This is a genomic window from Daejeonella sp. AP26 (assembly GCF_056680515.1).
The window spans coordinates 1281732-1300071 of record NZ_CM155286.1 but is presented as its reverse complement, the minus strand read 5'-3'; the positions used below and the strand labels follow the sequence as shown (position 1 = coordinate 1300071).

At 41.2% G+C, this 18340-nt stretch carries 14 protein-coding genes; 9 read left to right on the top strand and 5 right to left on the bottom strand.

Annotated elements, in window-relative coordinates; translation table 11 throughout:
- Window positions 1-87: 87 nt before the first annotated feature.
- The 3 genes from AC1MCB_RS05585 (at window position 88) to msrB (ending at window position 4750) form a co-directional block, all read left to right on the top strand.
- Window positions 88-3258 (top strand): TolB family protein, encoded by a 3171-nt coding sequence (locus tag AC1MCB_RS05585; protein WP_479967753.1) that lies wholly within the window; start codon window positions 88-90, stop codon window positions 3256-3258.
- 268 nt (window positions 3259-3526) lie between these two features.
- Window positions 3527-4165, top strand: coding sequence for a fasciclin domain-containing protein (locus AC1MCB_RS05580; RefSeq protein ID WP_479967752.1), 639 nt, complete (start codon window positions 3527-3529; stop codon window positions 4163-4165).
- Between the two features lie 255 nt (window positions 4166-4420).
- On the top strand, window positions 4421-4750 hold the full coding sequence (msrB, locus tag AC1MCB_RS05575; protein ID WP_479967751.1) for a peptide-methionine (R)-S-oxide reductase MsrB: 330 nt from the start codon (window positions 4421-4423) through the stop codon (window positions 4748-4750).
- A gap of 19 nt (window positions 4751-4769) precedes the next feature.
- Here the strand turns inward: msrB and AC1MCB_RS05570 are convergent, their stop codons facing one another.
- Complete coding sequence (locus tag AC1MCB_RS05570) at window positions 4770-5249, bottom strand: GIY-YIG nuclease family protein (RefSeq protein WP_479967750.1); 480 nt, start codon at window positions 5247-5249, stop codon at window positions 4770-4772.
- Here AC1MCB_RS05570 and AC1MCB_RS05565 point away from each other — a divergent pair.
- The 5 genes from AC1MCB_RS05565 (at window position 5231) to AC1MCB_RS05545 (ending at window position 9166) form a co-directional block, all read left to right on the top strand.
- Window positions 5231-6007: an XRE family transcriptional regulator gene (locus AC1MCB_RS05565; protein ID WP_479967749.1), complete on the top strand. Its 777-nt coding sequence runs from the start codon at window positions 5231-5233 to the stop codon at window positions 6005-6007. The genes AC1MCB_RS05570 and AC1MCB_RS05565 overlap by 19 nt on opposite strands.
- A gap of 71 nt (window positions 6008-6078) precedes the next feature.
- Window positions 6079-6486, top strand: coding sequence for a hypothetical protein (locus tag AC1MCB_RS05560; protein WP_479967748.1), 408 nt, complete (start codon window positions 6079-6081; stop codon window positions 6484-6486).
- A 187-nt stretch (window positions 6487-6673) separates the two neighbouring features.
- A complete protein-coding gene (locus AC1MCB_RS05555; RefSeq protein ID WP_479967747.1) occupies window positions 6674-7564 on the top strand; it encodes a 3-hydroxybutyryl-CoA dehydrogenase in 891 nt (296 codons plus the stop codon).
- Between the two features lie 121 nt (window positions 7565-7685).
- Window positions 7686-8237, top strand: a complete 552-nt coding sequence (locus AC1MCB_RS05550) for a hypothetical protein (RefSeq protein WP_479966271.1) — start codon at window positions 7686-7688, stop codon at window positions 8235-8237.
- Window positions 8234-9166 carry an IS3 family transposase gene (locus AC1MCB_RS05545; protein WP_479966270.1) on the top strand — a complete coding sequence of 311 codons (933 nt, stop codon included), beginning with the start codon at window positions 8234-8236 and terminating at the stop codon, window positions 9164-9166. Before AC1MCB_RS05550 ends, AC1MCB_RS05545 begins: the two co-directional genes overlap by 4 nt.
- A gap of 308 nt (window positions 9167-9474) precedes the next feature.
- Here AC1MCB_RS05545 and argS read toward each other — a convergent pair whose 3' ends face one another.
- Both argS and rocF read right to left on the bottom strand, forming a co-directional pair.
- A complete protein-coding gene (gene argS / locus AC1MCB_RS05540) occupies window positions 9475-11253 on the bottom strand; it encodes an arginine--tRNA ligase (protein ID WP_479967746.1) in 1779 nt (592 codons plus the stop codon).
- A gap of 51 nt (window positions 11254-11304) precedes the next feature.
- Window positions 11305-12252 carry an arginase gene (gene rocF, locus AC1MCB_RS05535; RefSeq protein ID WP_479967745.1) on the bottom strand — a complete coding sequence of 316 codons (948 nt, stop codon included), beginning with the start codon at window positions 12250-12252 and terminating at the stop codon, window positions 11305-11307.
- Between the two features lie 121 nt (window positions 12253-12373).
- Here rocF and AC1MCB_RS05530 point away from each other — a divergent pair, with 121 nt between their 5' ends.
- Window positions 12374-13759 carry an arginine decarboxylase gene (locus AC1MCB_RS05530; RefSeq protein ID WP_479967744.1) on the top strand — a complete coding sequence of 462 codons (1386 nt, stop codon included), beginning with the start codon at window positions 12374-12376 and terminating at the stop codon, window positions 13757-13759.
- A gap of 48 nt (window positions 13760-13807) precedes the next feature.
- Here AC1MCB_RS05530 and AC1MCB_RS05525 read toward each other — a convergent pair whose 3' ends face one another.
- Both AC1MCB_RS05525 and AC1MCB_RS05520 read right to left on the bottom strand, forming a co-directional pair.
- Window positions 13808-15229: an SDR family oxidoreductase gene (locus tag AC1MCB_RS05525; RefSeq protein ID WP_479967743.1), complete on the bottom strand. Its 1422-nt coding sequence runs from the start codon at window positions 15227-15229 to the stop codon at window positions 13808-13810.
- Between the two features lie 170 nt (window positions 15230-15399).
- The gene (locus AC1MCB_RS05520) at window positions 15400-18330 is read right to left on the bottom strand and encodes a malectin domain-containing carbohydrate-binding protein (protein WP_479967742.1); all 2931 of its coding nucleotides are present in this window, start codon (window positions 18328-18330) and stop codon (window positions 15400-15402) included.
- Window positions 18331-18340 lie beyond the last annotated feature (10 nt).

The window sequence follows — 18340 nt, the reverse complement described above, 5'->3', positions numbered from 1 at the left end:
CCTTTTAATACTTTATGTGTTTAAACAACATATTAAATCCATACGCGAAATTTTCCGTAAATTAGAATCACCGCTAAACTTTATAAGATGAGAAACTTTTCCATGTCTTGCTGTAAACCATCAACAGTATGGTTTACCTGTGCCCTTCTTTTTGTACTTATAATTAGCTCGGTCACAACAGTAAACGCTCAATATTTCGGACAGAATAAGGTACGTTATAAAAACCTGAAGTTTGATGTACTTCAAACGCCGCATTTCGAGCTATATTACTATTTGAATAATGATAGCCTTGTAAAACGGTTCATTAAAGAAAGCGAAGTGTGGTATGATCTGCATCAGCAGGTGTTTCGGGACACTTTCACAAAGAAGAATCCGATCATCTTATATTCAAATCATTCGGACTTTCAACAGACAACTGCATTGCAGGGCGAAATTGGTGTAGGTACCGGTGGTGTAACGGAAGGCATGAAAAACAGGGTTATTATGCCCGTCACCCAATTAAATCATCAAACACGTCACGTATTAGGTCACGAGCTTGTTCACGCATTTCAATACCATTCGCTGATAGAAGGCGATTCAACAAATCTCGAGAATATTGGTAACCTGCCGCTATGGATGGTTGAAGGAATGGCTGAGTATCTCTCCATCGGTAAAGTGGATGCATATACATCCATGTGGATGAGGGACGCTATGCTCAACAAAGATATTCCAACTCTGAAAGATCTAACCACCTCGAATAAGTATTTCCCTTACCGTTACGGCCAGGCGTTCTGGTCATATATTGGCTCAACCTACGGAGATACTGTGATTGTTCCTTTTTTTAAAGAAACCGCAAAGTATGGCTACGAAATGGCCATCAAACGGACGTTTGGTTATGATGAAAGAACGTTATCTAATCTGTGGAAAACAAGTATTGAAAATGCGTACAAGCCATTTCTAAAAGATACTTCTCAGATACCTGTAGGACGAAGAATAATTGATGAGAAGAATGGTGGTGAACATTATAACGTGGCTCCAGCCATTTCACCTGATGGGAAATATGTAGCTTTTTTGTCTGAAAAAGAATTGTTAAGTATCGATCTGTTTCTGGCCGATGCGCAAACCGGCAAAATTATTCGAAAGCTGACAAGTAGGGCAAAAAATAGCCATATCGACGAGTTCAATTTTATTGAATCCGCCGGTTCCTGGTCACCCGATTCGAAGAGATTTGCCTTTAGCGTATTTAGCAGCGGCAGAAACAAGTTGGTGATTGTCGATGCGGAAAATGCCCGAACTACCCTCACTACTTCTATTGATGTCGAGGAATTTAGTAATCTTAGCTGGTCGCCAAACGGTGAAGATATTGTCTTTACAGGGTTAAAAAATGGACAAGGAGACTTGTTTCTTTACAATTTAAAAACTAAGAAGGTCACTCAGCTAACCAATGATAAATATTCAGATTATCAGCCCAGTTTTTCTGGTGACGGCAGTAAGATAGTTTTTAGTAGTGATAGGACTACCCTTGACCGTTCATCAGCAAAAGTTAACATACCATTTAATCTGGCCATCCTTGATGTCGCTACCAAGGCGGTTACTGATATTAATGTGTTCAATGGGGCAAACAACTTAAACCCTCAATTTTCTTCGGATAATCAAAGTATATACTTCCTGAGTAATCGTGATGGTTTCAGAAATCTGTACCGTCATAATCTTATTAGTGGTGTTGTAGAACAGCTTACTGATTATTTCACGGGCATAAGCGGGATCACTGAGTTTTCTCCTGCATTAAGCGTATCACGAAATAATGATATTCTTTACTCCTATTATCGTGCGCAAAAGTATTCTATTTACAACGCCAAAGTGGACGAATTTAAACCGGTAGCAGTAGACCCAACTGCTTTGAATTTTGATGCAGCTACTCTGCCTCCACCGAATGCAGTTGGTGTAGATATTATTAATGCCAACTTGAGCAACTTTGAAAGATTCGAACAGGTTGCTACAGATTCAATTAAAGGGATTGATTATAAGCCACAATTCAAGCTTGATTATTTATCCAGCAATGGTGTAGGCGCCTCAGTAGGCAGATTTGGAACTGGCTTGTCAAGCGGAGTTCAGGGAGTCTTTAGTGATATCCTTGGTCGAAATCAGATCTATGCAGCAGCAGCCGTAAATGGTGAGATCTACGACTTTGGTGGACAGGTAGCATACATTAACCAGCAAAGCAGGGTTAACTGGGGTGCCGCTATTTCTCATATCCCATATGTATCAGGCCTATTATCAGCTGGAATCGATGATATTCCTGTCCAGGGGGGCACAGTTCCCGTATATGCTGAACGCTATGATATCATTCGCACTTTCGAAGATCAGGTTCAGCTATTTGCATCCTACCCTTTTTCACGCATTCACCGCTTTGAAGTAGGTACAGGTGCCTCTTACTATAGCTATAGGATAGATCGGTTTAACAACTTCTATGAATTCGATCCAACTTCAGGTTCTATCGGATTCCCTATAGGTTCAAACAGAGAGAAACTGTCAAAAGATGAGGCAGCCAAAACCTATGGAGTGGATTTTGCTTCATTTACTACCTATCAACTAAACAGTGCGTTTGTTGGAGATAATTCTTTTTCAGGTGTAACTTCACCTTTAGCCGGATTCCGTTACCGCTTAGGTATTGAAACCTACATGGGTGATTATAATCTGAGCGCTGTTACTGCCGATCTGCGTAAATATCTACGTGTAAAACCATTTACCATTGCTGCCAGAGCTTATAACTACTCCAGGTTCGGTAGAGACGAGGCGAGACTATACCCACTTTACGTTGGTTACAATTATCTGATCAGAGGTTACGAAGCGAATTCTTTTTATAAAAAAGGATCAACCGCAGCAAACGGTTTTGATATTAATCAACTTGTTGGTACCAAAATCGCAGTAGCTAATTTTGAAATTAGACTTCCCTTCACAGGTCCAAAACGCTTGTCAGCTATTGAATCTAAGTTTTTGTTTTCAGACCTGAATGCCTTTTTTGATATGGGGCTGGCTTGGGATAAAAATTCAGAGGTTGCTTTCAAAAGCCAACCTTCCAAGATTGGTACTCGTCCCAATCCTCAGACCGGACAAGTTGAAGATGTTTACGAACGCGTTCCAGCAATGAGTGCCGGAGTTTCTTTAAGAGTAAATGTTTTCGGGTATTTCGTACTTGAACCATATTTTGCAATTCCATTTCAAAGGAAAGATATTAATGGCGGTGTGTTTGGCTTAACTTTCGCCCCTGGTTGGTAAGTTTATCGCGAAAATCGTTACAAAAAAAGAGCGGCTGATCAGCCGCTCTTTTTTTGTAACTAAATATCCTGTGCGATTATATTCATTTTAATTAACTGATAACCAATATTTTACAAACATTTCAAAAAGCGCTTTACAACAATTTAGATATTGAAAAGTTAATTAAACAGCTAATGATATAATTAGACACCAAAACATTAACGCATATACGTTTGAAATTTTACTTGTAATAACTACATCTATTCATTAAAAATTAAAGTAAAATCTCATGAAAAAATCAATTTTTGTTCTCACAGCTTCTGTTTTTACGTTTACTTCCATACTATTTGCTGAAGCGCAAACTAAGCCGGACAGTACATCTAAAGCTGCTCCTTCCCAAACAGAGACATCTACACCGGACACTTCAAAAGCTTTAGTTAAATCAAAAGTAGTTGGTGGCGCAGCAATGCTTCCTACCAGTGATATTATTGAAAATGCATCCAAATCAAAAGAGCACACCACGTTGGTGGAAGCTATTAAAACCGCTGGATTGATTGATACCCTTAAAGCAAACGGACCATTTACAGTTTTCGCCCCAACGAATGATGCTTTCGCAAAATTGCCTGCCGGAACCCTTGATACGCTTAAGCAAGCAGCAAATAAAGAGAAGTTAGCTCATGTAGTTGAGTATCATGTAGTACCAGGGAAATTAACCTCGAAAGATTTGGCTTTGGCGGTAGCTCGTGCTAATGGAAATGCGACCTTAAAAACGGTTGAAGGGGAAGATTTAACAGTTTCCATCAACGCTGAGAAGAATCTTCAAATTACGGATAGTAAAGGTAATATTGCCTTGGTAACCATGTTTGACGTGGAGCAGTCTAACGGAGTAATGCATGTCATCAACAATGTGTTATTGCCAAAAGAATAATTTCAATCTTCTTTTAATGAGAAAGGACTCGCTTACAGCGGGTCTTTTTTTTTAAGCGACTTTTAAAACTTGCTGTTTGGATATTACGTTAGTTTATATTATGAAAACGACATCGACCTTATTAGCATTACTATTGGTCATCAATATCTCAGGTTGTGGCCAGAATGCAGGTACGAAGAAAAGCGCAACTGTTTTTGCTGTAAAAAAACTAATGCTGAATGGAGGAAGGTTCTGAGTCCAATATCATATGACGTAATGGTGAGAAGAGAGACAGAACCACCTTTCAATAATCCGTATGACAAAAACTATCAAAGTGGTATTTATGTAAGTGCTGCAACCGGGGAACCTCTCTTCAGTTCTGAGGATAAGTTTGACTCCGGTACGGGCTGGCCCAGCTTTACTAAACCAATCAGTCCCACTGCAGTGATAGTAATCGACGAGAAAAGCTTCGGTATATCAGGCGATGAAGTAATAGAGGCCAAAACCGGACTTCATTTGGGCCACGTGTTTAATGACGGACCAAAAGATAAAGGTGGAAAACGCTATTGTATGAATTCGGCAGCATTAAGGTTCATCAAAAGATAATTCTCAAAACCAAATCCTTTTAAGAAAGATTTCTGACTGGCAGTCCAACCTGAATACCCCCGAACAACATTTTTTCGAAATCAAGGCCAATAGTCAGATCCAGCCAATCAGGATTAACCGACCGAATAATCCGATCTTTTTGAATACGGGTAAAGCGGCTTATCAAATTAAAGCGTTGCATAGCGGTCAACTCAGAATTTAGTTCTTCGAAGTAAACTAGGCGGGTTAGTTGCTGACCGGAATCAAAAAAGAGGTTCGGCATCTGGCGGTAAAATGCCATAGTTTTCATCAGATCACTGCTCATACCAACATGCAGGCAGCTACGGTTACGATCGGTCACTAAATAAACATACTTTTTCATACTCTCTCTTTTTTGCCGTCTATTAATAATTAATTTCTCTATTGAGAATTGCAAAATAATTGCTAATTTTATGAGCATAAAAATACTAATTATTTTAGCAATCACAAATTTATTTTCAAATGGCAAATATTTCTTCAAATCTCAAGTACCTGCGTAAAAAGAAAGGGTTAACCCAACAGCAATTCGCTGATGCGCTTGATATTAAGCGGTCTCTTGTCGGAGCTTACGAAGAAGAGCGAGCGGAGCCCAAATATGAATTGCTAAAAAAATTCGCATCTTTCTATGAGCTTTCAATGGACGAGCTTATTAACGATAAGATAGATGAGAGGTGGAAACCGCGCCCTAAAGGCGATCCCGGAAACATTCGCGTACTGAGTATTTCTGTGGATGCTAATGATCGGGAGAACATTGAACTGGTACCTGTGAAGGCTAGTGCTGGCTATTTAAATGGGTACTCCGATCCAGAGTATATCAGCGAGTTACCTAAATTTCAGTTGCCTATGTTTAAACAGGGCACCTATCGCGCTTTTGAAATAAAGGGGGATTCCATGCTGCCGCTGCAATCAGGCACCATCGTAGTTGGCGAGTATCTTACAAACTGGAGTGATTTGAAGCCTGGTGAGACCTATGTCATAATCAGCAAGGGCGAGGGAATTGTCTATAAGCGGGTGGGTAATAAGCTTAAGGAGAATAAAAGCCTTAAGCTCATCTCAGATAATACAGTTTACGAGCCATACTCTATTCCTGCGGAAGATGTGCTGGAGATCTGGAAAGCTAAGGCTTTTATCAGTACCGAGTTTCCGGAACCAGCTGCAGAACCAACCCTCGAGTCATTGACAAGCATGGTTTCACAGATGCAGAAGTCTCTTTCAGGTTTACATGGAAACAAGTCTTAACATTATTTAACATATCCATTCTTAAACCCTTTGCCAATAAATTCATCTATCTCAATATAAATCATAGGACGATGAGAGCACTTATTTTAACTACAGCCATTTTATTTGGAGTATTAACTTCCGGATATTCCCAGACAGAAAAAAGACAAAAAAGAACAGCAGAAGAACGGGCAAAACAAAGGACCGAAATGCTTGAAAAAAAGTTAAATCTTACAGCCGATCAGAATGCTAAAGTTTATAACCTGCAGCTTGATCAGGCGAAAAAGATGGAAAAGATGCGTGCAGAACGTTCTGAAGAAATGAAAGATCGCATAAAGAAGCATAAGGAAGTGATGGCTGAAAATGATAAAAAACTTGAGAAGATATTAAACGCTGATCAGCTTAAGAACTATCGCGAGTCAAAAGAAAATCAAAAAGAAAGAGGAAAAAAACACCATAAAGGTAGAAAAGGTGAAAGGATGCGTAAAGAAAAGGTTTAGGTTGGTTTAGGTTAGGTTGAATGAAGAAGAGCGGCTCAATGAGCCGCTTTTCTTGTTTTCAATCCGCTTAATGTCTTTTAAATAACCAAAAAATATAAGTTGATATGCTTCTGGTCGGATCAAATAATGTTGCCTGCTATACATATCCACACCCCACAATTATATATTTGCAATAAAAACCTATTTTATGATGAATATATCTGTTATCGGATCTGGCACGATGGGAAATGGCATTGCTCATACCTTTGCTCAGACCGGTTATACCGTTAATTTAGTTGACATATCTGACGAAGCGCTTTCAAAAGGACTGGCAGCCATCTCCAAAAACCTGGACCGCCAGGTAACTAAAGGTTCGATAACAGAAGCCGACAAATCACATACTTTACAGAAAATCAAGACCTTCACAGACTTTAAGTCAGGAGTTGAAAATGCTGACCTGGTTATAGAAGCAGCAACCGAAAACCTGGACCTGAAACTAAAGATCTTTAAAAATCTTGATCAGAACTGCAAAGCGGAAACCATTCTGGCATCCAATACCTCCTCCATATCAATCACCCAAATTGCGGCTGCAACCAGCCGCCCCCAAAAGGTGATCGGGATGCATTTTATGAACCCGGTACCAGTGATGAAACTGGTAGAAGTTATCCGCGGTTATGCTACCTCCGATCAGGTTACAAATCAGATTATGGAACTCTCGAAGAACCTTGGGAAGACGCCTGTAGAAGTAAATGATTATCCGGGATTTGTTGCTAATCGCATCCTGATGCCCATGATCAACGAGGCGATCTATACTTTATACGAAGGCGTGGCGGGTGTTGAAGAGATTGATACCGTTATGAAACTCGGAATGGCCCACCCGATGGGACCTTTGCAACTCGCAGATTTCATCGGCCTTGATGTATGCCTCGCTATATTGCAGGTTTTGCACAACGGGTTCGGAAATCCAAAATATGCTCCATGTCCTTTACTTGTTAATATGGTAATGTCTGGTAATAAAGGAATTAAATCTGGCTCCGGCTTTTATCAATACACTGCCGGCAGTAAAGAGTTGGTTATTGCAGATAAATTTAGAAGCTAATTTCAACCTTTAGAAAACGCTGGCCTGCGGAAGATCCAGACCGGCTTTTTATTGTTCTGTATTTTGACTTGAAAGTACCAGAGTGTCAATTCCTAAAAAAACTATACACTAAAATCAGTGTATGGAAACCAAAGAAAAGTTAGAGCCGTTCGTAGTACGGCATCACAAAACTCAGCCGTTTGATAAGCGGTTGATCAAAGAGATCGTCTCGCTTGTTGAGGGCGGCCTGCCCCGAAGCGCAGCGGTTGAAAAGTATGGGATGGTGAAGTCTACCCTGGGCTTGTGGATGACCACCTATGGATCTAAAGAATACCAAAGTAATAAACGGTGTGCTTATCCGCTCACGCTAAGGCGTTCCGTTTTGCGGGCTATAGAGTCGGGAATGACGATCAGTCAGGCCCGCATTACCTTCAACGTAAAAAGCGTTACGGCCATTAAGCATTGGATTAAGGCCGATCAGCAGGAAAAATACGATCTTGTGGGTCATCAACCCGCACCATCGATGGCCAGGACATCCCAAAAGAAAAGTAAAGATGAAGTAAAAGACCTTCAGAAGGCTCTTGCTGAAGCTGAACTAAAGATAAAGGCGCTTGATACCTTGATCGATATCGCCGAAGAACAGCTTCAAATTGATATCAGAAAAAAGTCTGGTGCCAAGCAGTCGGAAGAATGAAACAGGACTTTCCCCAGCAGGGGATCAAGACCCTGTGTCGACTGTTTGGCAAAACAAGACACGCCTGGTACGACCACCAGTGGCGCACTCAGGATGAAGGCTTAAAAGATGAGATCATCCTGCAAAAGGTGCTTCAGATCCGCAAGACACTTCCGCGGGTGGGAACCTTAAAGCTGCATTACATGCTCAAGGAAGAGCTACAGGAACAGCAAATAAAGATTGGAAGGGATTATTTATTTGACTTGATGCGGACGCACAACCTGCACATCCGGCGACGTAGAAGAAGAGTCATCACGACCGATTCGAAGCACTGGATGCGTAAATATGCCAATCTGGTAAAAGACATGATCATCTACAGGCCAGAGCAACTTTGGGTAAGTGACATCACCTATATTCGAATGATCGGACAGTGGGGATACCTCAGTCTGATAACAGATGCGCATTCACGAAAAATCGTTGGCCATGCCTTTCGTAAAGACTTATCTGCGCAGGGATGTATCGATGCATTACAGATGGCACTGCAGAGCCGGATGTACAGCGAGCAGCTGATTCACCACTCCGACCGGGGATCTCAATATTGTTGCAAGGCCTATGTGGATCTTTTAAAAAGAAATCAAATCGCCATCAGTATGACGGAGAACGGGAACCCTTATGAAAACGCTTTAGCAGAACGGGTCAATGGAATTCTCAAATCAGAATTCGATCTGTATAGCACCAATGTGGGACTTGCCAAGTCCAGGACTTTGATCGCTAAAAGTATCCAGGCCTATAACCAGGTTCGGCCGCATAGCAGTTGTGATTATCTGACACCCGAAAACGCCCACTTGAAACAGGAAATTCTCACGAAACGATGGAAGAAAAGACCAATTAAAAAAAGGGAAAAAGATAGTTGTATAACTAAATCCCAATTACCAAATTGCAATGTATAGTCTATCTACAATTAATTCATAAACCTGTATAGCTATTTTAGGACTAGACAGAGAGATAGCTGATTCAGTTCTTGTTCAGTCCTTAGTCACCTGTGTTCAGCACTTACCCATCTGGAAGGCCTTTTTGCTGACCAATAACTAAGCAGAAGTGTCTAGAGCTGAAGAAAGCATCTGAAAATGGCGATAACGTTCAATTTATCAACCGTAAAATGTTTCTGGCCTGTACAGCTTGTAACCCGCTGCTGATTAAGCCAAAAAAAAGACCGTCTCACTGAGACGGTCTGTATACTTAAATGAAACAATACGATTTACATCCTATCCGGAACCTGGATACCTAACAAGTTCATTGCTTTTTTGATAACAGCGGCAGTTGCCGCAGAAAGTTCAAGTCTGAAATATTTTTCGTCTTCAACTTCTGCCTTCAATATAGGTTCTTCGTGATAGAACTTATTATAAAGTTTAGCTAGCTCAAACACATAGTTCGCTATAAGCGCCGGGCTGTAGTCCCTTGCAGCGGCTTCAACAACGTCCGGGTACTTGGTAAGTATAACCAGCAGATCGCGTTCGACAGCCGATAATGCGGAGTTGTAGGGTTTAGAATCTCCGACGGTGTATGATGCTTTGTTTAATACAGAATTTATACGTGCATGGGTGTACTGGATGAACGGTCCGGTATTACCCTGAAAATCAATTGATTCATTGGGGTCAAATAACAAACGCTTTTTCGGTTCAACCTTCAACAAGAAGTATTTAAGGGCTCCCAGGCCAATCATCTCATATAACTCTGTCTTTTCGTGTTCTGAGAAACCTTCCACTTTACCAAGCTCTTCAGTCCGCTGACGGGCTGTATTAAGCATTTCGTCTATGAGTTCATCAGCATCAACAACAGTTCCTTCACGGGATTTCATCTTTCCGGATGGAAGGTCAACCATTCCGTAAGAAAGATGATGCAGGCCTTTTGCCCATGACTTGCCAAGCTTCTCCAAGATCAGAAACAACACTTTGAAGTGATAGTCTTGTTCGTTTCCAACCACGTAGATCGATTCGTCCATCTGGAAATCGTCATGTTTCAACTCCGCAGTCCCAAGATCCTGAGTTATATAGACAGAAGTTCCGTCAGCACGTAATACAAGCTTTTCATCTAAACCGTCGCTGGTAAGATCAATCCAAACCGATCCGTCAGGCTTTTTGAAGAACACCCCCTTATCTAAACCTTCCTGTATGGTATCTTTTCCTAAAATATAAGTGTCAGATTCGTAGTAAAACTTGTCAAAGTTAACACCCAGCTTTTTGTAGGTTACATCAAAACCGGAGTACACCCAGGCGTTCATCAATTTCCAGAGTGCAATGGTATCGTTGTTGCCAGCTTCCCAATTTAACAGCATTCCCTGCGCCTGGATTATCAGCGGCGCCTTTTTCTTAGCCTCCTCCTCGGTAAGGCCAGTCGAAACTAACTCCTCAATTTGCTTTTTATATTCCTGATCAAACTTTACGTAATACTTACCTACCAGGTGATCACCCTTTAAGCCGTTAGTTTCAGGTGTTTCCCCTTTACCAAATAGTTGCCAGGCAAGCATTGATTTACAGATATGAATACCACGGTCGTTTACCAGGTTGGCTTTTATAACTTCGTAGCCGTATGCGTTTAAGATCTCAGCAACAGAAAAGCCCAGTAAGTTATTACGTACATGGCCCAGGTGAAGAGGTTTGTTAGTGTTTGGAGAAGAGTATTCTACCATCACCTTTTTCCCGTTTGCGGGAAACTGTCCGTAATCACTTCTGTTAATTTGAGTTTGAAGTTGTGATATCCAGAAATTGTCTGCCGCAGATAAGTTTAAAAACCCCTTAATGACATTGAAATCAATGATTTCCACGATGTTACTTTTCAAATACTCGCCTATCTCCAGTCCGGTTTGTTCCGGTGATTTCTTTGAGTACCGGATCATCGGAAAAGTAACTACAGTAATTTGTCCGTTGAACTCTTTTCGGGTTTCCTGCAGGGCAACCTGTGTTTCGGGAAGGTCTGCCCCATATAGTTCTTTTACAGCTTTAACTGTCAGGCTGATAATATTATTTTCCAGGGTCATATATTTATTGTGCAGGCATTGTATAGAAGCCTGTATTGTATTTGAATTATTCTAATCGTTGATTAAAGAATTAGTCGCTCGTACCAGGATCTCGAAAGCATTCTCGGCCATCAGGTTTTCTTTGTCAAGCGTTGGATTTACTTCGACAATTTCAAAGCAACAAACTTTGTCACTTGTCATTAACCGGGAGACTAAGTTACCTGCCTCACGTTCGGTGATTCCGTTGGCAACGGGCGTTCCGGTTCCTCTGGAGATTGCAGAATCAATACAATCCACATCAAAGGATACGTAGATTAAGTCGCAATGATCAAGATATTGTAACGCATCAATAGCGACTCGTTCAACGCCCCTCTTGCGGATTTCTGCAGTGGTGAAAATTTTAACATTATTCTTCTTCAATAAATACTCCTCGGGAGTTTCTGTATCCCGCGTAGCAATATAAACCACATCTTTGTAAGTAATCTTTGGAGCAATGTTACCAATGTTTTTTAACTGATACCAGTAATTGACTGTTTCCTGATCAAGCGTATTAACTTTAGATTCAATATTATCTTCATCTAAAACCATTGCCATGGGCATTCCATGCAAATTCCCGGATGGAGTAGTATATGGCGAATGAATATCGGCATGGGCATCAATCCAAATAACGCCCAGTATAGATTTAGGAAAAGCCTTTTTAATGCCCGAAATAGTTCCCGCCGCAGAGCTGTGGTCGCCGGCAAGCACAATAGGAAATTCTTTATGATTAAGAGTCTTGGTAACCTCTTCACTCACCCTTTCAATAATAGTTAAAACGCCGGAAATACGTTTTGCATATTGGCTTCCGGTGGCTTCAAGAAGTAAATGATTCTCATGAGGAACTTCTACGCTGTTATATTTTTTGAAATAACGACTTCCGAAATCAAGGGCAGCGATTTTAATGGCGTCGACGCCAAGACTAGCGCCACGAGTACCTGCACCAAGTTCTGACTTTATTTCAATGATCTTTATTTCAGGCATAGATTTAGTTTGTGAGATCTGCTTTAACGACAATAAAGTTTAGAAGTAATATTTTTATAATCTCACAACTCATATCCTAATCTAAAGTCTAAAAAATTATCTTTGGCAAAATTATAAAAAAATGCAGAGCTACGCGGAGTTTCTTGATTTAAGCGTTGGATTTCCTCAGGAAGGATTTGAGATTATAGACGACGAGCTATATTTTCATGATCTGAACCTCATGGAGATGATCGAAACCTATGGAACACCTTTAAGGTTTACTTATCTTCCTATTATAAGTAAAAAAATACAACAGGCCAAACTGCTGTTTCAGTCGGCTATTATACGAAATAACTATCGCGGTAGCTATAAATACTGTTATTGCACTAAAAGTTCTCATTTCAGGCATATTGTTGAAGAAGCGTTGCGGAACGAGATACACCTGGAAACGTCCTCCGCATTTGATATGCCTATGATTGATGCTCTGGAAAAAAAAGGCGTCTTGAATAAGGACATTACAGTGATCTGTAATGGCTTTAAGACTTTCCAGTATAAGCAATATATCATTGATATGCTGCACGACGGATTCAACAATATCATTCCGGTCTTAGATAATAAGGAGGAATTCAATATTTATGATGACGAATTGGACATAGCCTGTAACCTCGGAATCCGGATTGCCGCAGAAGAGCAGCCAGACTCCCAATTTTACACCTCACGTCTGGGTATTCGTATCGAGGATGTGATTGATTTTTACAATCACAAGATTGCACAAAACCCTAATTTTAAGGTGAAGCTCCTTCATTTTTTCATTAATTCGGGTATCTCTGATACTCCATACTACTGGAACGAGCTCGAAAAATACGTAACTCTTTACTGCAAGTTCAAAAAGGTAAATCCAGATTTGGACACCCTAGACATTGGCGGTGGAATGCCCTTTAAGGATTCATTAGTATTCGATTTTGACTACGAATACATGGTTAATGAGATTGTCAAGCGGATTAAAGAGATCTGTGCAGAGAACGACACTATAGAACCGGATATCATCACTGAGTTTGGTAAATATACAGTAGCTGAAGCTTCCGGGATTCTATATAAAGTATTGGGCCGTAAACAGCAAAACGACCGTGAGAAATGGCTGATGCTTGACGGCTCGTTCATTACTAACCTGCCTGATGTGTGGGCGTTGAACCAGAAGTATATATTAGCACCAGTAAATAACTGGGACTCTGAATACGAGCGAGTAAACCTTGGCGGAATCACCTGCGATGGCCAGGATTACTACAATCAGGAAGCCCACATGAACAACGTGTTCATGCCAAAGACCCGTAAAGTTCAATATTTGGGTTTCTTTCATACTGGAGCCTACCAGGAAGTATTAAGTGGTTACGGCGGTATTCATCATTGCTTGCTTCCATCGCCAAAACAGGTCATCATTCGTAGAAACCGGGATGAGACTTTCAATTTTGAGGTGTTTGGAGAAGAACAGAATAGCAAGCAAGTTTTAAAGATTTTAGGTTATACCTGATCTAAAGAGCTTAGCCTTTTGTAAACATAAATGGGATGTTGCAGCACCTTAAGAAGCCAGTTTCTGCAACATCCCATTAAAAATAAGCCCGTGAAATGGCCACACGGAATACCAGTATAATCTACCTTGTAAACCTAAAGGCCTGAACGTGGCGGTTTGTTCCAGCTCGTTCTTTTCATTGATCTTAAACTCCAGCCAGGCTTCCCCAGGCAATTTCATTTCTGCATACAGTAATAATCGCTTGTCTTCCCGGCTGGCTACCAGCACTCTCCAGAAATCAAGTGTATCACCCGCATATATTTGAGTAGGACTTCTGCGACCCCGCCTTAAACCTACACCGCCGGCAAACTTATCCATCACACCCCGAATATTCCACAACCACTCGCCATAGTACCATCCGGTGCTTCCACCAATCCGCCAGATTTTATCGAGCGTATTCTCTGCACTCTTTACCTTGTGCTTCCTGTAATCTTTGAAGCAACCTTCAGAAGGAACCTGCAAATGCTCAGTAACTCCTTTATATAATGTCTGACTGGTAAGCGCATCCTTCCAGCTGGATAACACCTGGTCATTTTCTATTTTCACGAAGGCCATATTTATGGCTTCTTCATAGGTTGCATGCTTAATATTTAACAGTTTACCCAACTCATTTGGTTTGCCGATAACTTCTACTTTCATGCTGTCCACCAGGTTTCTTGCAAGCGCAAACGAGGTGGAGGTAACAAAGTATAACCAGTAAGAAGATAGCCTCGGCGTTAAAACCGGCAGAACCAGGATCTTTCTTGTGAGCTTTCTTACTTTAGCAAAACGTAACAGCATCTCTTTATAAGTGAGAATCTCCCCGCTGCTGATGTCGAAACTCTTACCCATTGCCTCAGGCAGATTAATCACACCCTTAAGGTAGGATATCACATCACGGATGGCCAAAGGTTGTGTTCTGGTGTTAAGCCAGCGCGGCGTGAGCATCACCGGTAGCTTTTCTACCAGATCACGAATAATTTCAAAAGAGGCACTTCCCGATCCTACTATTATCCCCGCCCTTAAAGCTGTAAAAAAATAATTGCCGGCAGCAAGGATTTCTTCTACTTTCTTCCTGGATTTCAGATGCTTGGATAAATGTTCTTCATTCACGATTCCGGTCAGATAGATTACCTGTTTCACGCGGGTCTGATTCATCCGCTTCACAAAATTCTCTGCAGAATCTGACTCCATTCTTTCGAAGTCACCGCTTCGGGTACTCATGGAATGAATGAGGTAAAAAGCAATGTCTATGTCCTCCGGAATGTTTTGTAAAGTGTCTTCTTCCAGGAAATTAACTTCTGCAACTTCAATATCAGGGCTGCTAAATCGAGTAAGATCGAAGCGTCCCTTATCCCTTACACAACAAACAACTGAATGACCATCATTCAATAATTCCGGAAGAAGTCGCTGGGCAATGTAGCCGGTGGCCCCAGTAAGTAGTATTTTCATATAAGTTTACGAATCAGCTGAGCCAAGTTCTACAATCTACAATGTAATTTGCAAAGCTATGTTTCAGTTAGCCAGAACAATTATCATTAAAAACGAACAGAACCCAGAAATTTAAGCGCAGGGATGAGCAGGCACTTGCATAGTACCAACTAGGTAAGGATATTTTATCTTTATTCGATGATCACTTTTTTCCTTAGCGTTTTTCCTTCTACAAGGAATTCAACCACATAAATGCCCGATCCATACCTGCTCAAATCTATATTCCCTTGTTTGGTGTTAATTGTATAACGTAAAAGGTTTACACCCTGGGTATTATAGACATTAACGATGTAAGGAACTTTAGCACCTGCCTCGACATTAATCAGCCCGTTACTTGGATTAGGGTAGATATTGATCTGTACAGGTGTTTGTTTTTTGCTCAGCGCAGCCGATCTAGATAAAAGTGCCTTAGTAGTAGCTCCGGCTAACAGACTGTCTGTAATACCAATCTTTCTTACATGAAAAGCGGATAGCTTGGCATTATTAACATTTGTTATAAACTCAATATTAAGTGTATCATCATTAACTGTTACTGTCCTTACCTCGTCATAGGCCTGATTTAAACCGGCTAACGCATAAAGGTCAATGGCTTGCATTACCGGTGCACCTTCAATGAGGACATCGTAATTTCTTAGACCAGAATCAATTTGATAGATTTCGGCAAACTTCAAAGTGACTTCATAGTTGCCATTGCTCAAAGGAATGGAGTAACTAAAATTACCATAACGCTCGGTTTGATATAATGGATCATCCAAAGTGTTATTAATTTCATTAGTCGTACTGTAAACTGATCCGCCAGAATAGTTCGCATCAGCCAGATAATTTATTCCATTTAATCCTTTGTAAGCTTTACCCCCAGCATTTACCGCGAACACAACATCCGAAGTAGGTTGAAATAAATGGTTACGAATATATGCCACCCAGTCTAAGGACAGATCTCCTGGGGGATTGCCTATGGAGACATTGCCTGATTGCAACTTGCTAACACTGCCAGTTTGCAGTGGTCCTCCTGAACGGGGATTAAACCATCTGACATCATAAGCTCCCGAAGGAAGGTCAATATTCGTTGTACCTCCATTATTTAAGTATACAACGTATTCTTTACCTACATTTCCTAACAACCATCCGGAAGATAAATTTGCTAGTGGGGTCATTTCATGAAAACGGGTATAAGACCTAAAGAAGTCAAGTGCATGTTTTGCATATCGCCAGCTTTTTGCCCGGGAACGAAAATCCTGTGCAGTTAGGTCGGTTTCTCCGGTTTCATAACCAAAGTAATATTCTACCCCAGCTCCGCCAGCCATTAAATTTCCCCATAAAACATTCTTGCGGATGTTCTCCGAATTATCAGCAACAGAACCGCGATTACCAGCATACTCTGCATCGGCAGCTACACCGGAAAGAGAAGAGCCCTGTTCGTCGTTAGCGACAACCCACTTTTTGTTAGCCTTTGCCGACTCTTCTACCCATTTCCTTGTTTCATTATATACATTGGAAACATTCGTTTGAATTGATACTCCTGAAAGGTTCGATGCATTTCCTAACAAAGATCTGTAAATGCTCTCCTGCTGGCCCGGGTAGGTATGTAAAACGATTGGATGCTTATAAGGATCATGATCATACATGTATTGAGCCATCGCTTTACGCTGGGCATCAGTTTGTGTGTTCTCTTCTCCTAAGTTCCAGTTCAAGGCGAGGTGATGAGCAAACCGGGCAATCAGCTCCCGATAGTACAATTTTCTTTCAGTTTCTAAATCGCCTCCGTCCAGCAGATTATCGTTTTCAGTTTCCTGCGTTTTGAAGTGCAGATACATTCCCATGTTTTGTCCATGGTTAAAGACTATTTCCCATTGATCCAGTTTAGACACATCGAAGCGGGTCCGGACGGAGGAACTCACATAGGGAAAGACATTTCGATCATCACCGTTTATATTCATCGTTAAGAACGAGAAGACATTCATACCTTCCGCTGCCAGATAGTTTATGGCTCCAATTATCCCTTTGCCTTTTCCATTTTGCCAGGTCGGATCGCCTGGTCTCCAGTCTTGCAAATGAGGCGCCCAGCTTTTCCTCCGCTGTCCATTATCCAGAGTATTGTCAAAATCGTTATAGGCTAGAAAATTTTCAGGCGAATCGGCTCCCGCCTTAATAAAATATTGACCGGTTTCGGCAAACTGCAGATAGTGGTTGCCGGTGTACTGTAGCCGGCCTTTGGCTCTCAGGTCTCTCCCTGTTTTATCAGTTGCTAATACCGTAAATGAATCGGTTACTCCATCAAGTTGGGCTATTGCCACTCCCTGGTTTAGGTCATCATTAACTGCAATATCTTGCCCGCTTCGGAAAGACACATGATAGGTCCAGTTTCCTGGTTCATCCGGGACAAAATGAATTCTCCACTTATTACCAGAACTTGCACTTGTTTCCGCTGCATTTCCATCCGCAGCAAAGTAACCTGGAACAGTATATTTTTTTCCCAAACTGTGAGTAAAGGTTACATTAAGCCGGTAATCTAAAAAAGGATTAGGTATGCTTCCTTCATTTACGTTAGGACCTGTAAAAGTAAGTGTAACCCTGTGCCACTTTTTAAGCTCGCCATCAACAGTAACCGGACCGGAATCGTTTATAATAGTATCGGCTGTTTCGATGACACTAAAGTTTACAGTAATTGCCTGTCCCGCTGTTCCATTAGAGCTAATGTCAGAGTATGGAATTGCCGTGAGCGTATGCTTTCCAATAGTCGGAGTCCATTTATTATAGACACCCGCAATGTCTCCCGCCAATGTATAGGGAGCATAGTTTTCCGTCCGGAAAAATAAACCGTCATACCAAAATTCTACTCTTCCTGAAAACTCGGGGCTCATATTCGCCCTCACATTTATATTAGTGCCCGGCTGGGTAGCTCGATTAATTGTTTGATTTGATTGAAGTTGCCCTAGTTCGTTGCCATTCTCAGCATTGATAAGTGTTAAGCTTTGAATTGACTGCCCCTTTAATGAATTTGGGAAAAACATACTTGCTACCAGAAAGTACGCAATTAAGATTTTAAAAAATCTTTCTTTCATGACCTTGCGG